18 protein-coding genes are annotated in these 14,346 nt (G+C 41.4%); all 18 read right to left on the bottom strand.

The features are described 5' to 3' along the window. Positions 1–4: 4 nt before the first annotated feature. Positions 5–2,617 carry a phage tail protein gene (locus LFYK43_RS05575; RefSeq protein WP_124976249.1) on the bottom strand — a complete coding sequence of 871 codons (2,613 nt, stop codon included), beginning with the start codon at positions 2,615–2,617 and terminating at the stop codon, positions 5–7. After that, positions 2,617–2,985 carry a hypothetical protein gene (locus tag LFYK43_RS05570; RefSeq protein WP_229717972.1) on the bottom strand — a complete coding sequence of 123 codons (369 nt, stop codon included), beginning with the start codon at positions 2,983–2,985 and terminating at the stop codon, positions 2,617–2,619. Before LFYK43_RS05570 ends, LFYK43_RS05575 begins: the two co-directional genes overlap by 1 nt. A 47-nt stretch (positions 2,986–3,032) precedes the next feature. Beyond that, positions 3,033–3,371 carry a tail assembly chaperone gene (locus tag LFYK43_RS05565; RefSeq protein WP_124976247.1) on the bottom strand — a complete coding sequence of 113 codons (339 nt, stop codon included), beginning with the start codon at positions 3,369–3,371 and terminating at the stop codon, positions 3,033–3,035. 116 nt (positions 3,372–3,487) lie between these two features. Further along, positions 3,488–4,063, bottom strand: coding sequence for a phage major tail protein, TP901-1 family (locus LFYK43_RS05560; protein ID WP_124976245.1), 576 nt, complete (start codon positions 4,061–4,063; stop codon positions 3,488–3,490). Between the two features lie 16 nt (positions 4,064–4,079). Further along, positions 4,080–4,475 (bottom strand): gp17 family tail completion protein, encoded by a 396-nt coding sequence (locus tag LFYK43_RS05555; RefSeq protein ID WP_124976243.1) that lies wholly within the window; start codon positions 4,473–4,475, stop codon positions 4,080–4,082. Beyond that, positions 4,472–4,831 carry an HK97-gp10 family putative phage morphogenesis protein gene (locus LFYK43_RS05550; RefSeq protein WP_124976241.1) on the bottom strand — a complete coding sequence of 120 codons (360 nt, stop codon included), beginning with the start codon at positions 4,829–4,831 and terminating at the stop codon, positions 4,472–4,474. The genes LFYK43_RS05555 and LFYK43_RS05550 overlap by 4 nt, the downstream gene beginning before the upstream one ends. Next, positions 4,831–5,139, bottom strand: coding sequence for a hypothetical protein (locus tag LFYK43_RS05545; RefSeq protein ID WP_124976302.1), 309 nt, complete (start codon positions 5,137–5,139; stop codon positions 4,831–4,833). The genes LFYK43_RS05550 and LFYK43_RS05545 overlap by 1 nt, the downstream gene beginning before the upstream one ends. Positions 5,140–5,149: 10 nt before the next feature. Further along, positions 5,150–5,479 carry a phage head-tail connector protein gene (locus LFYK43_RS05540; protein WP_124976239.1) on the bottom strand — a complete coding sequence of 110 codons (330 nt, stop codon included), beginning with the start codon at positions 5,477–5,479 and terminating at the stop codon, positions 5,150–5,152. A 48-nt stretch (positions 5,480–5,527) separates the two neighbouring features. Continuing rightward, positions 5,528–5,998 carry an Ig-like domain-containing protein gene (locus tag LFYK43_RS05535; protein WP_124976237.1) on the bottom strand — a complete coding sequence of 157 codons (471 nt, stop codon included), beginning with the start codon at positions 5,996–5,998 and terminating at the stop codon, positions 5,528–5,530. A gap of 76 nt (positions 5,999–6,074) precedes the next feature. Next, positions 6,075–6,941 (bottom strand): phage capsid protein, encoded by an 867-nt coding sequence (locus LFYK43_RS05530; RefSeq protein WP_124976229.1) that lies wholly within the window; start codon positions 6,939–6,941, stop codon positions 6,075–6,077. A 14-nt stretch (positions 6,942–6,955) separates the two neighbouring features. Beyond that, the gene (locus tag LFYK43_RS05525; RefSeq protein ID WP_124976227.1) at positions 6,956–7,495 is read right to left on the bottom strand and encodes a capsid assembly scaffolding protein Gp46 family protein; all 540 of its coding nucleotides are present in this window, start codon (positions 7,493–7,495) and stop codon (positions 6,956–6,958) included. Between the two features lie 170 nt (positions 7,496–7,665). Then, entirely contained in the window at positions 7,666–8,601 is a 936-nt protein-coding gene (locus tag LFYK43_RS05520) for a minor capsid protein (RefSeq protein WP_229717971.1), read from the bottom strand. Continuing rightward, positions 8,585–10,000, bottom strand: a complete 1,416-nt coding sequence (locus tag LFYK43_RS05515; RefSeq protein ID WP_124976299.1) for a phage portal protein — start codon at positions 9,998–10,000, stop codon at positions 8,585–8,587. Before LFYK43_RS05515 ends, LFYK43_RS05520 begins: the two co-directional genes overlap by 17 nt. A gap of 98 nt (positions 10,001–10,098) precedes the next feature. Next, the gene (locus tag LFYK43_RS05510; RefSeq protein WP_124976225.1) at positions 10,099–11,388 is read right to left on the bottom strand and encodes a PBSX family phage terminase large subunit; all 1,290 of its coding nucleotides are present in this window, start codon (positions 11,386–11,388) and stop codon (positions 10,099–10,101) included. Next, entirely contained in the window at positions 11,375–11,851 is a 477-nt protein-coding gene (locus tag LFYK43_RS05505) for a phBC6A51 family helix-turn-helix protein (protein ID WP_124976223.1), read from the bottom strand. Before LFYK43_RS05505 ends, LFYK43_RS05510 begins: the two co-directional genes overlap by 14 nt. Before the next feature lie 50 nt (positions 11,852–11,901). Beyond that, a complete protein-coding gene (locus LFYK43_RS05500) occupies positions 11,902–12,831 on the bottom strand; it encodes a DNA-methyltransferase (RefSeq protein WP_124976221.1) in 930 nt (309 codons plus the stop codon). 355 nt (positions 12,832–13,186) lie between these two features. Beyond that, positions 13,187–13,603 (bottom strand): DUF722 domain-containing protein, encoded by a 417-nt coding sequence (locus tag LFYK43_RS05495; RefSeq protein WP_124976219.1) that lies wholly within the window; start codon positions 13,601–13,603, stop codon positions 13,187–13,189. Between the two features lie 16 nt (positions 13,604–13,619). After that, the gene (pnuC, locus tag LFYK43_RS05490; protein WP_124976217.1) at positions 13,620–14,345 is read right to left on the bottom strand and encodes a nicotinamide riboside transporter PnuC; all 726 of its coding nucleotides are present in this window, start codon (positions 14,343–14,345) and stop codon (positions 13,620–13,622) included. Between the last annotated feature and the right edge of the window lies 1 nt (position 14,346).

The following is a 14,346-nucleotide window of genomic DNA, read 5'->3' as shown; positions in this document are numbered from 1 at the left end:
CTTTCTATACTCTATAGGTACGTTTCAAACTAGCTGACTGTCCTTGTTTGTGGGAAATATCATCAACAAAAGCAGTATAATTTGAACCGCCTAAATCTAGCGATATATTAGCTGGCTGTTGTTGAACTGACAGCTGGCCAGTAATATTACTGCTAATCGAGCCATTAACTGCACGTGAGTTCAGTGCTTGGATATTGTCGTTTAAAGCATTTGAAGCCATACCAGCAATACTATTAGTCATGCTTCGAATATTGTTTTGTACTGTGCTAAATTGGCTCACTAAGCCTTTGTTAAAACCATTCATGATAGCATTACCAGCAGGAATCAAGAGCCTTCTATCGTACGAAATTGGTCCTTTATGTTTTCTAATCCACGAGCCAATACCAGAAACAAATGACTTTACTTTTCCCCATGCTGCAGTGAGCCCTCTATAAAAGCTGCTCATGATTGCTCGTCCTGCGGCACCTAAATCAATATTAGATAATGACCTAAACGCCGATTTGATGCCCGATACTACAGAACTAGCAACTGATTTCATACCATTCCACGCTGAACTAGCAGCTGATCGCATACCGTTAACTGCTGAGCTGACTGCTGATTTAGCACTGTTTATTCCACGTGATATAACTGACTTAATGCCGTTCCAAATTGAGCTTGCAGCGCTCTTTAAACCGTTCCAAGCGCTTTTGGCAGCATTAGCTAAACCTCTAGCAGCATTAAAAGCAGCTGACTTCATACCATTCCATGCTGACGATAAAGCTGATTTCATACCATTCCAAATAGAACTTGCGGCTGACTTTAAACTATTCCAAATTCCAATAACACCAGATTTTAATCCATTAAAAGCGGCAATGGCTAAATTCTTAACTACCTGAACTATGCCAGAGATGACACTCTTAATACCATTCCAAATGCTTGATGTAGCACTTTGAATTGACGTCCAGATTAATTGAATATCTGATTTGAGTTGCGTAAAGTTGCCAGTAACTAAGTCAATTACTAATAACACTGGGCCCAAAATAACGGCCTTAATCATATTCCAGATGCCACTTGCAATTGAAACAATGCCTTGCCAAATAGACTGTAACCCTGTACTGATTGACGCCCACACTGTAGTAAATGTATTTGATACACCAGCCCATAGTGTTGTAAAGAATGTTTTTATTGCATTCCAAATTGTAGTAGCAACTGTCAAAATATTAGTCCAAGTAGTAGACAAGAATGTTGTAATTGTTGTCCATACAGCTGTTGCTGTCGTTGATACACTATTCCAAACTGTGTTAAATAAAGTAGTAATGGCAGTCCAAATTGTGGTAGCAGTTGTTGAAATTGTAGTCCATGCCGTTGTTAAAAATGTTGTAACAGCTGTCCATACAGTGACTGCTGTTGTCTTTATGGTATTCCAAGCGCCAATTAGCCATGTTGTAAAAGACTGCCAAATAGCACGCCCTGTTTCTGTTTTAGTGAAAAACAAAACCAAAGCAGCAACTACAGCCGCAATTGCGGCAATTATCAGTACAAATGGATTAGCTGACAAAATCGCAAAGAAACCCATTACGGCAGTTTTAACAGCATTGATTATTTGAATTACTTTCATAATTCCGTTAAAAGACGCTACAAAAGCTACAATGCCAACAACTAACGGTTGTAGCCAATTCTTATTCTGATTGACCCAAACAACAACGCTCTTCAATGCACTCACGATTGGCGGAATAGCCTTTTGAATAGCTCCGTTGATTGTCGCAAATGCTGACGTGATGCCATCTTTCATGCCATTTAACATCTGAGCTAAGCCAGGCAAACCAGCGTTCTTGAAGCCGTTGTCGATTGCAGTCAAAGTATTAGCTAAACCTTTAACAACAGAGGTCTTCATATTGGCAAATGATGTCTTGATGCCGACTGAGTTCTTGCGGGCCAAGTTAGCAAAACCATTCTGGCCTTTGTCCAGCTCCACAAACTTCTTATTTAATTGGTCGATTGTGATACTGCCAGACTGTAGAGCCTTGTATAGGTCTTGTTCCGCCGATTTACCAGTAAACCCGAATGCATTAGCGGTCTTACGCAGTGCAATTGGCATAGTTTCCTGCAACGTCCGCCAGCTTTGCATATCAACTTTACCTGTTGCCAGCATCTGTGTGTATTGCTGCATCCCACGTGAAGTATCAGCCACACTAGCTCCAGATGCTAGAAACGCATCATTCAAAGCAATCGCAGCTTTAGCGCCAGAATTGGCACCGCCAGTCAGTGGAGCAAATTGCTGAGCAGATGCAGTGATTTCATCAAGTGTAGTTGGCAAACCGTTGATGCCGTTATCCAATGTTTTCATTGATTTAGCTGTGTCCGTTCCAGAATAGCCCAATGCTTTCATAACTTTGGGGTATTTATTCAATGTGTCGAAACGATCAGCTGCAGAACTAACGGAATTTCCGACAACATTCATTGCTTTACCAACAACAGCCATCGCCGTACCTACAATTGTGCCGAACTTCAACATGCCACCGCCCGACTTACCAACAGAGTTATTAGCCTGCTCAGCACCTTTAGCAGCTTGCTTCATTGCACTACTAAAGCCCTTATCAACTGCTGATAGAACCGCTTGAACCGAATAACTTTCCACTACTTTTCCCCCTTCCTACGTTTAATTTCTTGCAATTTAGCAAATCGCTCATTGATTGCTGCTTGCTCATCTCTTGCTTTAGTCCGCTCAGATACGTAATCATCTTCAAAACTGCTTCTAATCTCATCTTCAAGTTCTTCTGTATTATAGAATTCATCAAACTTACGATACATCGGTTTAGGATGCTTGTCAGAGCCTTTTGTAGCTTGCACCGTTTGATTAAACCACGCTTGCAGAGCAATATCTTCACGGTGTAGTGTACGCTTAATGGCGTACGCTTCCATTGCCAAGTAGTAATCAGACAGTGTCAATTCTTCGATTTGCTGCTTTTGAGAAATAGAAAAACCTAAACGAGTCAGACAATTCAAGACAATTTCATGATACGTTTGTTCGCTTGTCTTCTGTTCTTCATCGTCTAGGCTTGAGCGTTTTTTAGAGCCACCTTGATAGCGTTTGCTTTACCCATTTCAGCAATTACGTCATCAAACAGCTTTTCTAAGTCGCCCTCGTAACCGTCAATGAAGTCATCCACATCATCTTGGCTGGGTCTGAATGAGAGTACTGTGGAAGTAGCTGCATAGATCACATCGGACAGTGCTGCAGGATCGGCAGTGTTTAGTGCTGGGATTGTCTTAGTCAAGCCCATGCCAAACGATGCACCTTGCACGTCTAAACCTGCGATTTTGTCAAGTTCACGAGTAAATTTAACGCCAAATTTCAGTTCGATTTCTTTACCATTGATTTTTACTTGCATGTGTATTCTCCTTTTATCGTTTCACTTTTATCGTCTCTGTTTTTTTGTTATTGACTATTCAGCCGATATTGTTGCGCCGTCAGCTGTCGCTTCAACTGAAACGTTGCTCGGCTGCACTAGGGGGTTGGTGTAGTCGTTTCGTCAGCTGATTTGCCAGCGTCAGTATTCTTATCCCAAGCTGCTCCATCTCCATTAGTCTCTTTTGCATACTTGCCGATGCCACGGAACACGTAGTCAATATCGGCTTGTTGTTCTGCAGAGAAGTCTGTCCAGCCACGCTTAGGTGTCCCGTCAACGGCGAAGGACACATGACGAGTTGAGTTATCATCAGCATCATTGTCGTTTGAATCTTCTGATACAGAAGTTTGCATGTACCAAGCATAAGCTTGTCCGTCGTCATTCAAGCGATCTTTGTGGACGATCCAGAATTCAATCTTGTCACCATCGAACAGAGAATCATAGAACGCGTCTGCAATCGCAGAAGTATTGTTGATAAACTCTGTTTCTAGGTCAGTTTCTACACTCGATTGTGTATTAACTGCTCCATCTTTAGTTGCGGTTGAATCACTGTCACGACTAGGGTCAAAAGACAGTGATGTTTGCCAAGGAATCAAATGTGCTTCTTCTGTCGCAGCTTTGGACAATTTGCGTGCAAAAGCAACCGCATTGATACCTTTTAAGTTTTTAACCATTTATTATCGCTCCTTTTTAATTTACTGTCAGTTCCAAAGTTAGATTTGCTCGCTGGTAAACCGTGTTCGAAACTGATGTATCTATCATCATTTGTAAATTCTGTTGATTCTGCTGACCATAGAACGTATATACGTCCGTTTTGACAACGCCAATAGCAGAATTAAAAAGGCCATCGGCAATCTCGCCAACGACCTTTCTTTGTTTTCTACCTCCCCACACATCAATCGTTAGAAAAATGTGATCGTTACGGGAGTATTTAGTATCATAGTTCACTGTTTGTGTTTGACTAAGCACGACAAACGGATAAGTGACAGGCTCATCTTTCAACGGCAGATAGTCGTAAACAGGAAAGCCCTTTTCTTGAATCAGTTTGAAGTAGTAATCAAACAAACATTTCTGTGGGCTTATCATCGCATCACCCTCTTTAAATCAGAGATGAATACTTGCTTAGTTTGATTGAACAGCGGTTTGAGTAGTGGCTCGGCTGCCATGAAACGAGTACCCAGTTCAACATAGGAATCGTAGCTTTGCCCTAGTCCAGTAACGCCAGTCAAACCACCATTTTCAAAGCCAATGCCAATCGACTTCTTAGTGGCTCCAGTTGAGTAGCCTTTAACATAGGTCGAACTTGCATTAGCCATCGCTTTCTGCTGCAGTTCAGTTGTATGCTTTCTAACGATCTGCTTAATGCCTGCGATTTGAGCCCGTTTCAGTAAGCCTTGCTCCAGTTTATCCAAGCCTTTAACGCTATACGTTACTCTTGCCATTACTTCCGCTCACCTACAATCAATGTGTGAGCTTTTAACGGGTCTCTCACAGTCGTCTGCACGTACTGAGTGGAACTGTCGTCAATCGTGCAATACGACCACACAGCACCTACAGGACAAGCCAAGCGGATAACTTGTGCACGCGTATCGACATTGCCGAATAATTGAGCCGAGCGGTTAGTGCCTAGATCGGTCACATTAGCAATCAGTTCAGCAACTAGCTCTTCACCGCCAACATAATGACCAACTTCGGGATCGTAATGCTCAGCAACCTCCGAGTAGAACTTAACGTTGTTGTTAAATCTCATGCTGACCACCTCACAGAAACAGAAAACGGCCAGCCTTATCATCAACCAAGCCATTATCGTTCTTCCAGTCAGCAATATCATCGGTGAACTCATCAAAATCGTTAGTGCTAAAAGTGATAGATTCGCCTTCTTGTGAGTATGAAGACATGCCTTCATTCGCAATGCGGTTATATCGCTTCACAGCGACTTCTAAAGCAATATAGCTTAACTCATCAGGCACTTTTTTTTCGCCTAGCTTAAAACACAGTGCGCTCTCGGTATTCTTAGAAATTAAATTAAGAATACTGTCACGGCTATTATCTTTGATCTGCAACATTGTTTTTAGATCTGTTAATTCCAATCATTACACCCCCTGATTCGTCTCATTTTTCTCGTCTCTGTCTATGTGTTAGCCTTCAGCAGGTGCTGTAACTGTCAATGCACATACTGCTGTTTTAGCTCCGTCAGCAGTTTTAACTGTGATATTAGCCGTACCTGCTTTAACGGCTGTAACCTTACCAGTATTATCTACAGTAGCGACTGTGGTTTTGTCAGAGCTCCAGCTAACTGTCTTATTAGTTGCATCAGTTGGTGCGACTGTTGCCGTTAATTGTCCAGTTGCTCCTTCTTCAAGCGATAGCGTAGTTTTATTCAAAGTTATGCCAGTTACCGAAATTGGTAATGTAGTGAACTCAGGTACATCAACCAAAGCACTAGCAATAGCACTCAAACTTTTGTCAATTGTTTCATCAAACGCAACCTTATAGGCACCTTTAACAATTTTTGTGTTGGCAGACTCTCCTGTAATAGTGACAGATTTGTCATCGCCAACAGCCACAACCTTACCATCTTTGATAGCTTTTAAATATTTATCAGCCATTATTAACCTCCTTTCTAACCTACAGTAACGTTCGCCCCGCTTTTAGTTGGGGTAGCTTTCACCCCACTAGGCGGGGTTAAGCTTTTTTTGCTGCGGCTTTGAAAATAGCCTTCTTGTTGTCGTCAGAAATAAACTGTCCAGCCTTACCAGCGCCTTGTAATTCTTGACCATCAAAGTCTGTTGACTCGATTGTCCGAGCTGTAGAGATACCTGTGAAGGCACGCCCAACATTATCTGGCGTAAAGATAACTGCTTGTCCAGCCATGTACTGTGAAGGAACTTTTGTCAATGCAATACCACGGAAACTAACCAAACCGTTGGCGTCAATATCTACTGCTGAACCTTTACCCGTTGATACATTAGCCAAATCGATAATTGCGTTGTAAACTGCAGCAGTCACATATGCACGGATAGGAACAACTACTTCCAAGTCAGTGTATTTTTCGACTGCCGTTTCGAACAATTTATTAACGTCTGTTGCATCTAAGCCAATGTCAGTAGCAGCATCTGCTAAGAACTGGCCTTCCTTTTTGTTGAACAAACGTGTTTTAGCCTGTGCTTGCAAATTCAAGCGATCGGCTACTGCTGCATTTAAATCATTGTTGACAGTGAAACGATCTAAGCCCTCATGAATCGACCACGTGAAGTCATAAGGCACATCTACATCTGCGTATTTGATTTCTTTCATTTCACCAAAGCGAGATGAGTTTGCTGTGCCTGTACCAAATGCCACATCTGCGTCTGTGGAATACTCACCCACAACCACAGGCACATCGTTTGTTTTCAACGAGAACGCTGTTGCATTGTCCTGAACGCCATCTAAGGCTTGCAATTGTCCAAATGTGGGAGCAAATACACCTTGTACTCCGTAGACTGTTTGAATTAACTGCGCAAATTGTTTCTGATATGCGCGAATTGGTAAATCGTTATTGTTATTAGCCATATTAGCTAACCTCCTTATTTTGTATATGAGTTAATAATCTGTTTAAACGGATCATTTTCGCTATCGAGTGTAGAGCTACCATTTGCTGGTGGATCTTGTCTCATGCGTTCCTTGACCTGTTCATTAACCTTCTGTTCTGTTGACTTTTGAAGTGTTTCTACAACCTCACTGATTTTGTCAGCATCACCAAGTTCTACTAATGAATCAGCTAAGCCCTTTGGTAAACCTTTTTGTGATAACAAATCAACTGTATTAGCAGTTAATTCCCGCTTATTAAGCTCAGCTTCGCGTTTAGATAAAGCAGCCTCACGTTCTTTCTGTGCCTCGTCCTCTTTTTCTTTAGCGGACATCTTAGCGCGTTTCTGACCTTCAGTTAAACCTTCTTCTCTAGCTTGTTTAAGTTGTTCATCAAACTTGGCCTGCTGCTTTTGCATTCTACGATCATATTCAGAATTGATTTTTGCCTCTAATTCTTCATGAGTAAACTCTAGCTTTTCAGGCTCTTTTGTTGGTTCTGCTGTATCTTCAGCAAAGTATTGTAAATCCATTTCCATTTGTATAACCTCCCACCCTGCAGAAATATAACCACTAAAAAACGCCCCACTAGATTGCTCCAGTAAGACGCGATAATTATTTCCCACAAGATTTAGTTTTATTTGAGCAGTTTAGTGACTTGCTCAGGTCATCTGTTTAACGGACAGTTCCGAGATATAGGATCAGCTCCTTATTCTTCATATGCTGCTAAGCTACACATGCAGTTGGGATGTTGTGGGTACGCTGGAACTTTATCCAGCTTATAAACTCCCTCTCCATCCTTACCACCATGAGCGATATTTTCACAAAAATCACAAGCACTTGATTCGGCTATCCACTTGACAAACTTAATACCATATTTTTTATAACTTTCTTTTTGAGCCTCGCCAATTAAGCGTGTTGATTCAGTTCGCGCTAGCCGTTCAGTAACATATTGAGCTTGATTAGCGAATTGGTCGCTAACTAAATCACGTAGCCTACGAGCAATCACATCAGGGTTATTACCTTGAATCTGGTTATTAGTTAATAGCACATCTAGCCGAGCTTTTAATTCGTCTGTGTTCTTCCATACACGCTCGCTGAACGTTGCACCGTCTGTCTGTGCCAGCACGTGCTTAATTATCCTATCAGCGCCCATGTGTTGAAATGTACGTCCCAATATGCCAGCTTGGCGCTTGAATTCATTAACATATTTGCTGAACAATTGAGCTGTCATTTTGCCGATAACTTTTACGCCAGCTTTAACAAGTGATAGTGCTGAGCGTGACTTGAGATATTCTAACCGGTTGATTCTCATTGTAGCGTTGTATATCGTTAACCTATCATTAACCTCATCAGTGAAGTCTGAACGTCTTGCATTACGCCCCAATTCTTTGCGAATACGGTCAGCTTGTGCAACAGCCTCTTTTGCCTCTTGCTCGTATCTGCGAATGTCAACATTTTTAACATCTTTAGCATTAAAGCCTAGCTTATCCAGCCGAGTATATTCAGCATCAATTTTCTCTTGAATTTCGTCGACTGCCTGCTGATAATATGCTTTGAGTTGTGGAATATTCGTAGCACGTTCCATATACTTTTGTTCTTGCTTGATTCGTTTTTTCCAATAAGCTTTATTCTGTTTGACCATCGTCACTCAGCTCCTTATCGGTAGCAGCACCATAGTCAACGCGAGCTTGCTTGACCTGTTCAGATTGTTGCTTAGCAAGCTGTTCAGTAATTTCACTCGGATCGCTAATGTTTGGTAAGAACTGATATAGATACTTTTGCGGTAACTGTGCGCCAGCTTGAGTAACCTGATTGATCGTTGCTAGGTCGTCAGTTGGCATGTTGTCTCTGAACGTAAATTTTAGCGTTCTAGGGTCGGTTGTCATACCGCCTGATGCTTTATTCTCCAACTTGTAAATAATGCTGTAACGCTTGAATAAGCCTTTCTCAAACTGTTTGCGTTTCGTGCTGGCTAGTTCAATTGTTCCCAAAACTTTATACTTCATCGCCACGCCGCTAGAATTACCGGCAAAATTTTCATCGGTAAGGTCGGGAGTGTGGGAAAACTTATGAATATCGTGCGCCAGCCGTGATTTGTATGATTCAGTGCCATTTACATCATATTCTTTGTGAATATAATTAGCGTCCACAGTTGTTTGTTTTCCACTGATATCAACACCCGACTTGAGAAGCAACATGTTAGCATTCTTCATTTCTTTCAACATGTCCATCTTATCCTGCGCTAGTTTCTTAGCAGCATCTTCATCGGTTGGATCAATACCGCCCATTAGGTTGGATCCTTGCAGTAACGTATCAATATCGCCTTTAACGACCAACATTGCGTCGTTTAGATCAGTCATATAGTTGGCTGTATCGGATTGTGCTGCGTCGTATAGATCAATTAATGGAATAATGTTCTCAAAGTCACCAATTCTAAAACGGTTGTTCGTATACTCAACGACAGGAAAAGCAAAGATTGCTTCCTGCCGCTCGATAGTCATTGAACTGTCTAGATATGTTGGTTGATATAATGTGTATATATCAGCTGTCCATGTTTCTATACGGTATTGTAAGACAGCCTTATTATTATCACCCACAACCTCAATCAAATGATATCTGACTGCCATAACTGGCTGTGGGTCTACTTCTAGCGAATAGATAACAAACGTCTCTAGCGGATCGAATAACACGCTGTGCTCAATATCATCATTACCACGGTAGACATATTCATATGCCCGACCATAACGAGTTGTATCTAGAAACAGCTCACTGTTCAAGCTGTCAAAATCGTTAACATCTTCAATCTCATCTAGTTTCTTATCATCATCATGTTTGACATTAATTGCATTACCGACTGAAAACGACGTCTGAAAGTCCGCAATATATTTGCCAAACGAATGTACTGCGCGGTGGTCAGCTTTCTCTGTATCAGTCCGCCGATTATCCGGCTTTAAGATATTAGTATTGAAACCTTGATAGTAATCATCTAACATCTGCAATCTTGGTCTTTGATAATCATGATGATGTCGAATAAACTGCATAATTCTGGCAGGCGTTAATTTATCTAAGCTTTCCTGATACAAGATATTTGCCTGTCTATGATTTTTTAAATCGTAATTACCGATCTGTCACACCTTCTTTATAATCCAATATTTTTAACGGCTTGTACTCTTTCTTGATAGTTCATATACTGATTACCTTTATAGAACGTATATAGTGCCATACTGTACCTCAAACTGTCAATTGCGTGGTTATTTGCGTCCTCGGGTTGATTCGTCCAATTGCCAAACTTATCTTTAGCATACACATACGTATTCATTTCTTCCCACAAACCTTTGGCTTTAGGATGGATAATAAAGCGATACGACTGCATGAATTGAATGCCTTGGATAATGCTGTCTTTACCCTTGCCTGCTGGCTTAATATTTGGTACACCGTAGACTTGTTGTAATTCAGTAATTAGACGTTGCTCGGCACTATCAGCAATGATTGGTAAGCCAAACGCTTTGTGCTGTGCCAATGCCTGTGCAATCTGTTGTGTCAGCATACCTTGCTGGTATATCTCATCGTAGACGTACACAATACGCTTCTTCTGGTCGATCGCCATAAACTCTGCTGCTGTCGGGTCGTGCTTGAAGCCAAAGTCCAGCCCGATTACTTTAGGTAAGTTAGCGATCTCTTCCATGCCGAAATCTCGCTGTTCGAATAAGCCTTCGAATACAAGCCCTTCTGCAACTCCCCATTCACCCAAAACAGCCACCCTTGCACGATTAGGATTAGACTTGAGCATATCCTCTAAGTCTTCAACATAATCTGCATTAAGGTGGCTGTTATCTTTGTATGTGGTAGTAGCAGAGTAAGTCCGCGCCTTGCGTGTCTTCTCGTCAAAAAAGCGATGCTTTAAGAAGTGTTTGTCGGACCACGGATTAAACGTAAATACCGACTGATAAAAGCCGCCAGCTGGCAGAATACCACGCATAGATTCTTCCACAGTATCAAGTGCTGGTTCGTCCTTGAGCTCGTAGCATTCTTCTGCCCAGATGCGGCAGAGATTGCCGTGTGTCGTTTGGATAGATGTGATCTTTAAAGGGTCATCCATGCCACGAAAAAATATTCGCTGACCCGTATCCTTGCGAGTGATCTCGAGCGGTGACACAGTAAACTTAAACATCTCAGCAACTCCAAGATCATAAGCGACTTTCTTTAGTGTTGCGAATGTACTGTCTTTCTGCGTGCCAAAGAACTGCCGTAATACCAGCCAATTAACATAGTCATACTGCAGCGTGTCGATGATGACTTTGATTGCCGTAGCATACGACTTACCAGAGCCACGTGAGCCTTTATAGGCCAGATAGCGGTCAGCAGATGTAAACATCGGATAATATGCAGGCGATACCAGCTTTTCATAATCAAGATTAACTGTCGGCATCGTCTACACCTCCATGTTTGATGATATTAACTGTTAGGCCGTCTCCGCCGGTCGAGCTTTCCTGCTTAACTTTGAGCTCAGCTAGGTCAGCGTCAGCTTTGAGTTTGCGGACTTCTTGTTTAGTTTTTTCTGGGCTGTCCCCGTTAGCAGAATAACCAGCCATGTTAAGAATCGTCGTGCTTGACTGCAAACGGACCATTTCGGACTTTGCTTTGGTTGAGAGCCTGTGAATTTCTTTGATCGCGTCCGGCACATAACTATCAATAGCTAAAGAACGATATTCTCGCTCTGCTTCTTGAAATTTCTTGTCTTTTTTCCACTTAGCAAGGGTGGTTCTTGAGCGGTTGACTTCTTTAGCAATTTGTTCATCCGTCTTTTCGTCTTCGAATAGCAAAACGACAGCTCTCTTACGGTTAGCGTCCAATTCAGCGAAAGCCCCGTCTCGTAAAGTTTTGTGGCTCACATCAACCACCGCCTCCTTTCCAGATAATAAAAAAGACACCGTTAAGTGTCTTATAAAATATCCAATCTAATTTCTGCCTGTGCTTCCCGTATCCGCTTTTCAGCAATGTGAAAGTATTCTTCGTCCAGCTCCATGCCAATGAAGTCACGCTTAGTATTGACACATGCCACGCCCGTTGAGCCACTGCCCATTGTGTTATCTAAGACTAACTCGCCTTTGTTGGAATATATACGAATCAATTTTTCAAGCAACTTTACAGGTTTTTGTGTTGGGTGATAATGTTCTTTATCCTTTGAGAAAACAAACACATTTTCTAAATGATTCTCACCACACAGATTAAATGTTGGCAATCGCTTATCAAACGAATTTTTCATTTTTTCATAAGTTTGATATTTAGGCATACTCCTCAAATTATATTTGTTAACAAATGCTGAATATGTCTGCTTGGTTGGCAAAGAGAACTGTGGGCTTTTGTAGTGAAAGAAATGCTTCATTCGCTCGTTGCCCATCTCTTTTTCAACATCAACAGCTTTTTTACCAATATAATCTAATACCGCTTTTGAATATTCTCTAAGTCTTCTATTAGTTTCTAGTGAATGGACTTTTCTAAATACATTTATATCTTCAAAAACATTGAGTGGTGCTTTCTTAGCATATAACCCATTTCCCCAGCTATCTTTTAACCAGATCATTGGATAAGAAAAAGATAAATTGAACGGTTTTAAAGTTCGCAGCTCTTGAGTGAATGGTTCTTGGGAGAACAGAACAATCGCGCCTGTGTTTTTAATAAGGCGCTCATATTGCTTGAATAATGCGTCAAGTGGCAACCTGTTGTCCCATTCTGTTGTTTTAGAAGTCCAACTTGATAATTGCATTCCTTTGATTGTTCCATAAGGCAAGTCACAAAGAACCATATCTATTGAGTTATCTGGTATCTCTTTCATCAGTTCCAAGCAATCGCCTTGTTTTAAATCAATCATGTTAGTAATCCTTTCTCGTCGCAATAAAAAAGACAGCAATTAAGCTGCCCTAACTATAGTTTGTCGGTTCAGCGGTACCGATTGGAACCATGAAGTTTTCCGCAAAGGCAGTAGCAGGAATCAAACCTGCTGTGGAAGCGAATAATTTAAGTTAAATAAAAGGAGTTGGTATTAACGACTACTTGTAAAGCTTTGTCTTATGTTCTCCCACGACACCAGTCACTGCCTGCATAGATCGTGCTATGCTCACTTAAATAAGAATTAACCGATAAATTTACTTAAAAGAAGTAATTTATTTTTCTTATGTTACCAGAATAACACTTTATAAAGGCTCAAAAGTCCCATAAAAGCACCATTATAGCAAGCCTAGTTCTTCGGCGACTGCTTCAAAAAAAGCATCTCTTTTTCGCATAACTTGGTTTCTTGAGTAACCAATCTTATCAGCAATGCCGTTGAGCGTGTACAGCCGATTCTCTGCGATATAAAGCTCGTAAATGATTCCTTGAGTATATTCATCTGTGTTCTTCAAACAGTCGTGTACGGCTTCGTAATTACGTTTGAGAGAGTTTAGGCGCTTGTCATCAGACAGAGAGATAACGATGTACTCATTTGATTCGTCACGCACGTTCTGCGCTTTCCCACCGCCAATGTTTTCATCAACAAATTCTTGATGCCGATACATGATCTCATCTTCACGCTGCTTGATGTATTTTTCATAATTCGGATAGTCTTCAATAATCTCACGAATAAAAGCAAATAAGCCACGTTTCACAGAGCCACCCCCAAAGTTATTTGATTTGTTCTAATCCTAAATTTTTCCGCCCCCGATTAAACCAAGGCGACACAGTGAATGCCAGCACATCATTAGCAACGTAGATCAATGAGTTGACCGCCATTGCCAGAGTAGCATCTCCTTGTGCGTACGTAACAGCCCAGAGGACTAACTGCAATACTCCACCACAGACCCACCAGATGTATTGATTGTTGTAGCGCAAAAAACAGATAATTCCAGCAGTCAGATTGATTGCGAATGCTAAGCCGTCAATAATTGGACGCGGATCGTTTGTCAGCGCGCCAATAGCATATGCCGACACTACCCAAACAATCAGAGTGAGAATGATTGAAATAACCCATGCTTTTGGTGTAAATTTCCGTAGATTATTGACCGTATCAGAATTCCAAGACTTAACCGCAAGCAATACAGGCAAGTCAAGCGTTAAGATATAGGCAACCTGCTCGAAAATTGACAGATAATTCTTAGCCGTATACCCAGCATAGATAAAACAAGCTGCAGATAATAGACCCAGCCAACCATTGACTGACTTGGCAGCATTAATCGACAGCACACAGAGAGTGCCAAGCAACGCTCCAGTAAACGTGATAACAGCGACAGTCGTAATCGGTGCGCTAATTAGTAGTGCTAACTGAAAGCCAAACGAGAAAAACCACAACAGATAATTCTGCATCGACCAGCCTTTTAATTGGTTGAATAACCATGATAGATAATTTGTCATT

The sequence above is a fragment of the Ligilactobacillus salitolerans genome, assembly GCF_003864415.1.
Lineage (GTDB): Bacteria > Bacillota > Bacilli > Lactobacillales > Lactobacillaceae > Ligilactobacillus > Ligilactobacillus salitolerans.
This window is presented reverse-complemented; position numbering and strand designations above follow the sequence as displayed.

Excerpts from the sequence above, each read along its gene's own strand:
- LFYK43_RS05560 (WP_124976245.1), bottom strand. The coding sequence starts at position 4,063 with ATGGTTAAAAACTTAAAAGGTATCAATGCGGTTGCTTTTGCACGCAAA.
- LFYK43_RS05535 (WP_124976237.1), bottom strand. The coding sequence starts at position 5,998 with ATGGCTGATAAATATTTAAAAGCTATCAAAGATGGTAAGGTTGTGGCT.
- LFYK43_RS05565 (WP_124976247.1), bottom strand. The coding sequence starts at position 3,371 with ATGCAAGTAAAAATCAATGGTAAAGAAATCGAACTGAAATTTGGCGTT.
- LFYK43_RS05550 (WP_124976241.1), bottom strand. The coding sequence starts at position 4,831 with ATGGCAAGAGTAACGTATAGCGTTAAAGGCTTGGATAAACTGGAGCAA.
- LFYK43_RS05520 (WP_229717971.1), bottom strand. The coding sequence starts at position 8,601 with ATGGTCAAACAGAATAAAGCTTATTGGAAAAAACGAATCAAGCAAGAA.
- LFYK43_RS05515 (WP_124976299.1), bottom strand. The coding sequence starts at position 10,000 with ATGCAGTTTATTCGACATCATCATGATTATCAAAGACCAAGATTGCAG.
- LFYK43_RS05525 (WP_124976227.1), bottom strand. The coding sequence starts at position 7,495 with ATGGAAATGGATTTACAATACTTTGCTGAAGATACAGCAGAACCAACA.
- LFYK43_RS05545 (WP_124976302.1), bottom strand. The coding sequence starts at position 5,139 with ATGAGATTTAACAACAACGTTAAGTTCTACTCGGAGGTTGCTGAGCAT.
- pnuC (WP_124976217.1), bottom strand. The coding sequence starts at position 14,345 with ATGACAAATTATCTATCATGGTTATTCAACCAATTAAAAGGCTGGTCG.
- LFYK43_RS05530 (WP_124976229.1), bottom strand. The coding sequence starts at position 6,941 with ATGGCTAATAACAATAACGATTTACCAATTCGCGCATATCAGAAACAA.
- LFYK43_RS05555 (WP_124976243.1), bottom strand. The coding sequence starts at position 4,475 with ATGATAAGCCCACAGAAATGTTTGTTTGATTACTACTTCAAACTGATT.
- LFYK43_RS05500 (WP_124976221.1), bottom strand. The coding sequence starts at position 12,831 with ATGATTGATTTAAAACAAGGCGATTGCTTGGAACTGATGAAAGAGATA.
- LFYK43_RS05510 (WP_124976225.1), bottom strand. The coding sequence starts at position 11,388 with ATGCCGACAGTTAATCTTGATTATGAAAAGCTGGTATCGCCTGCATAT.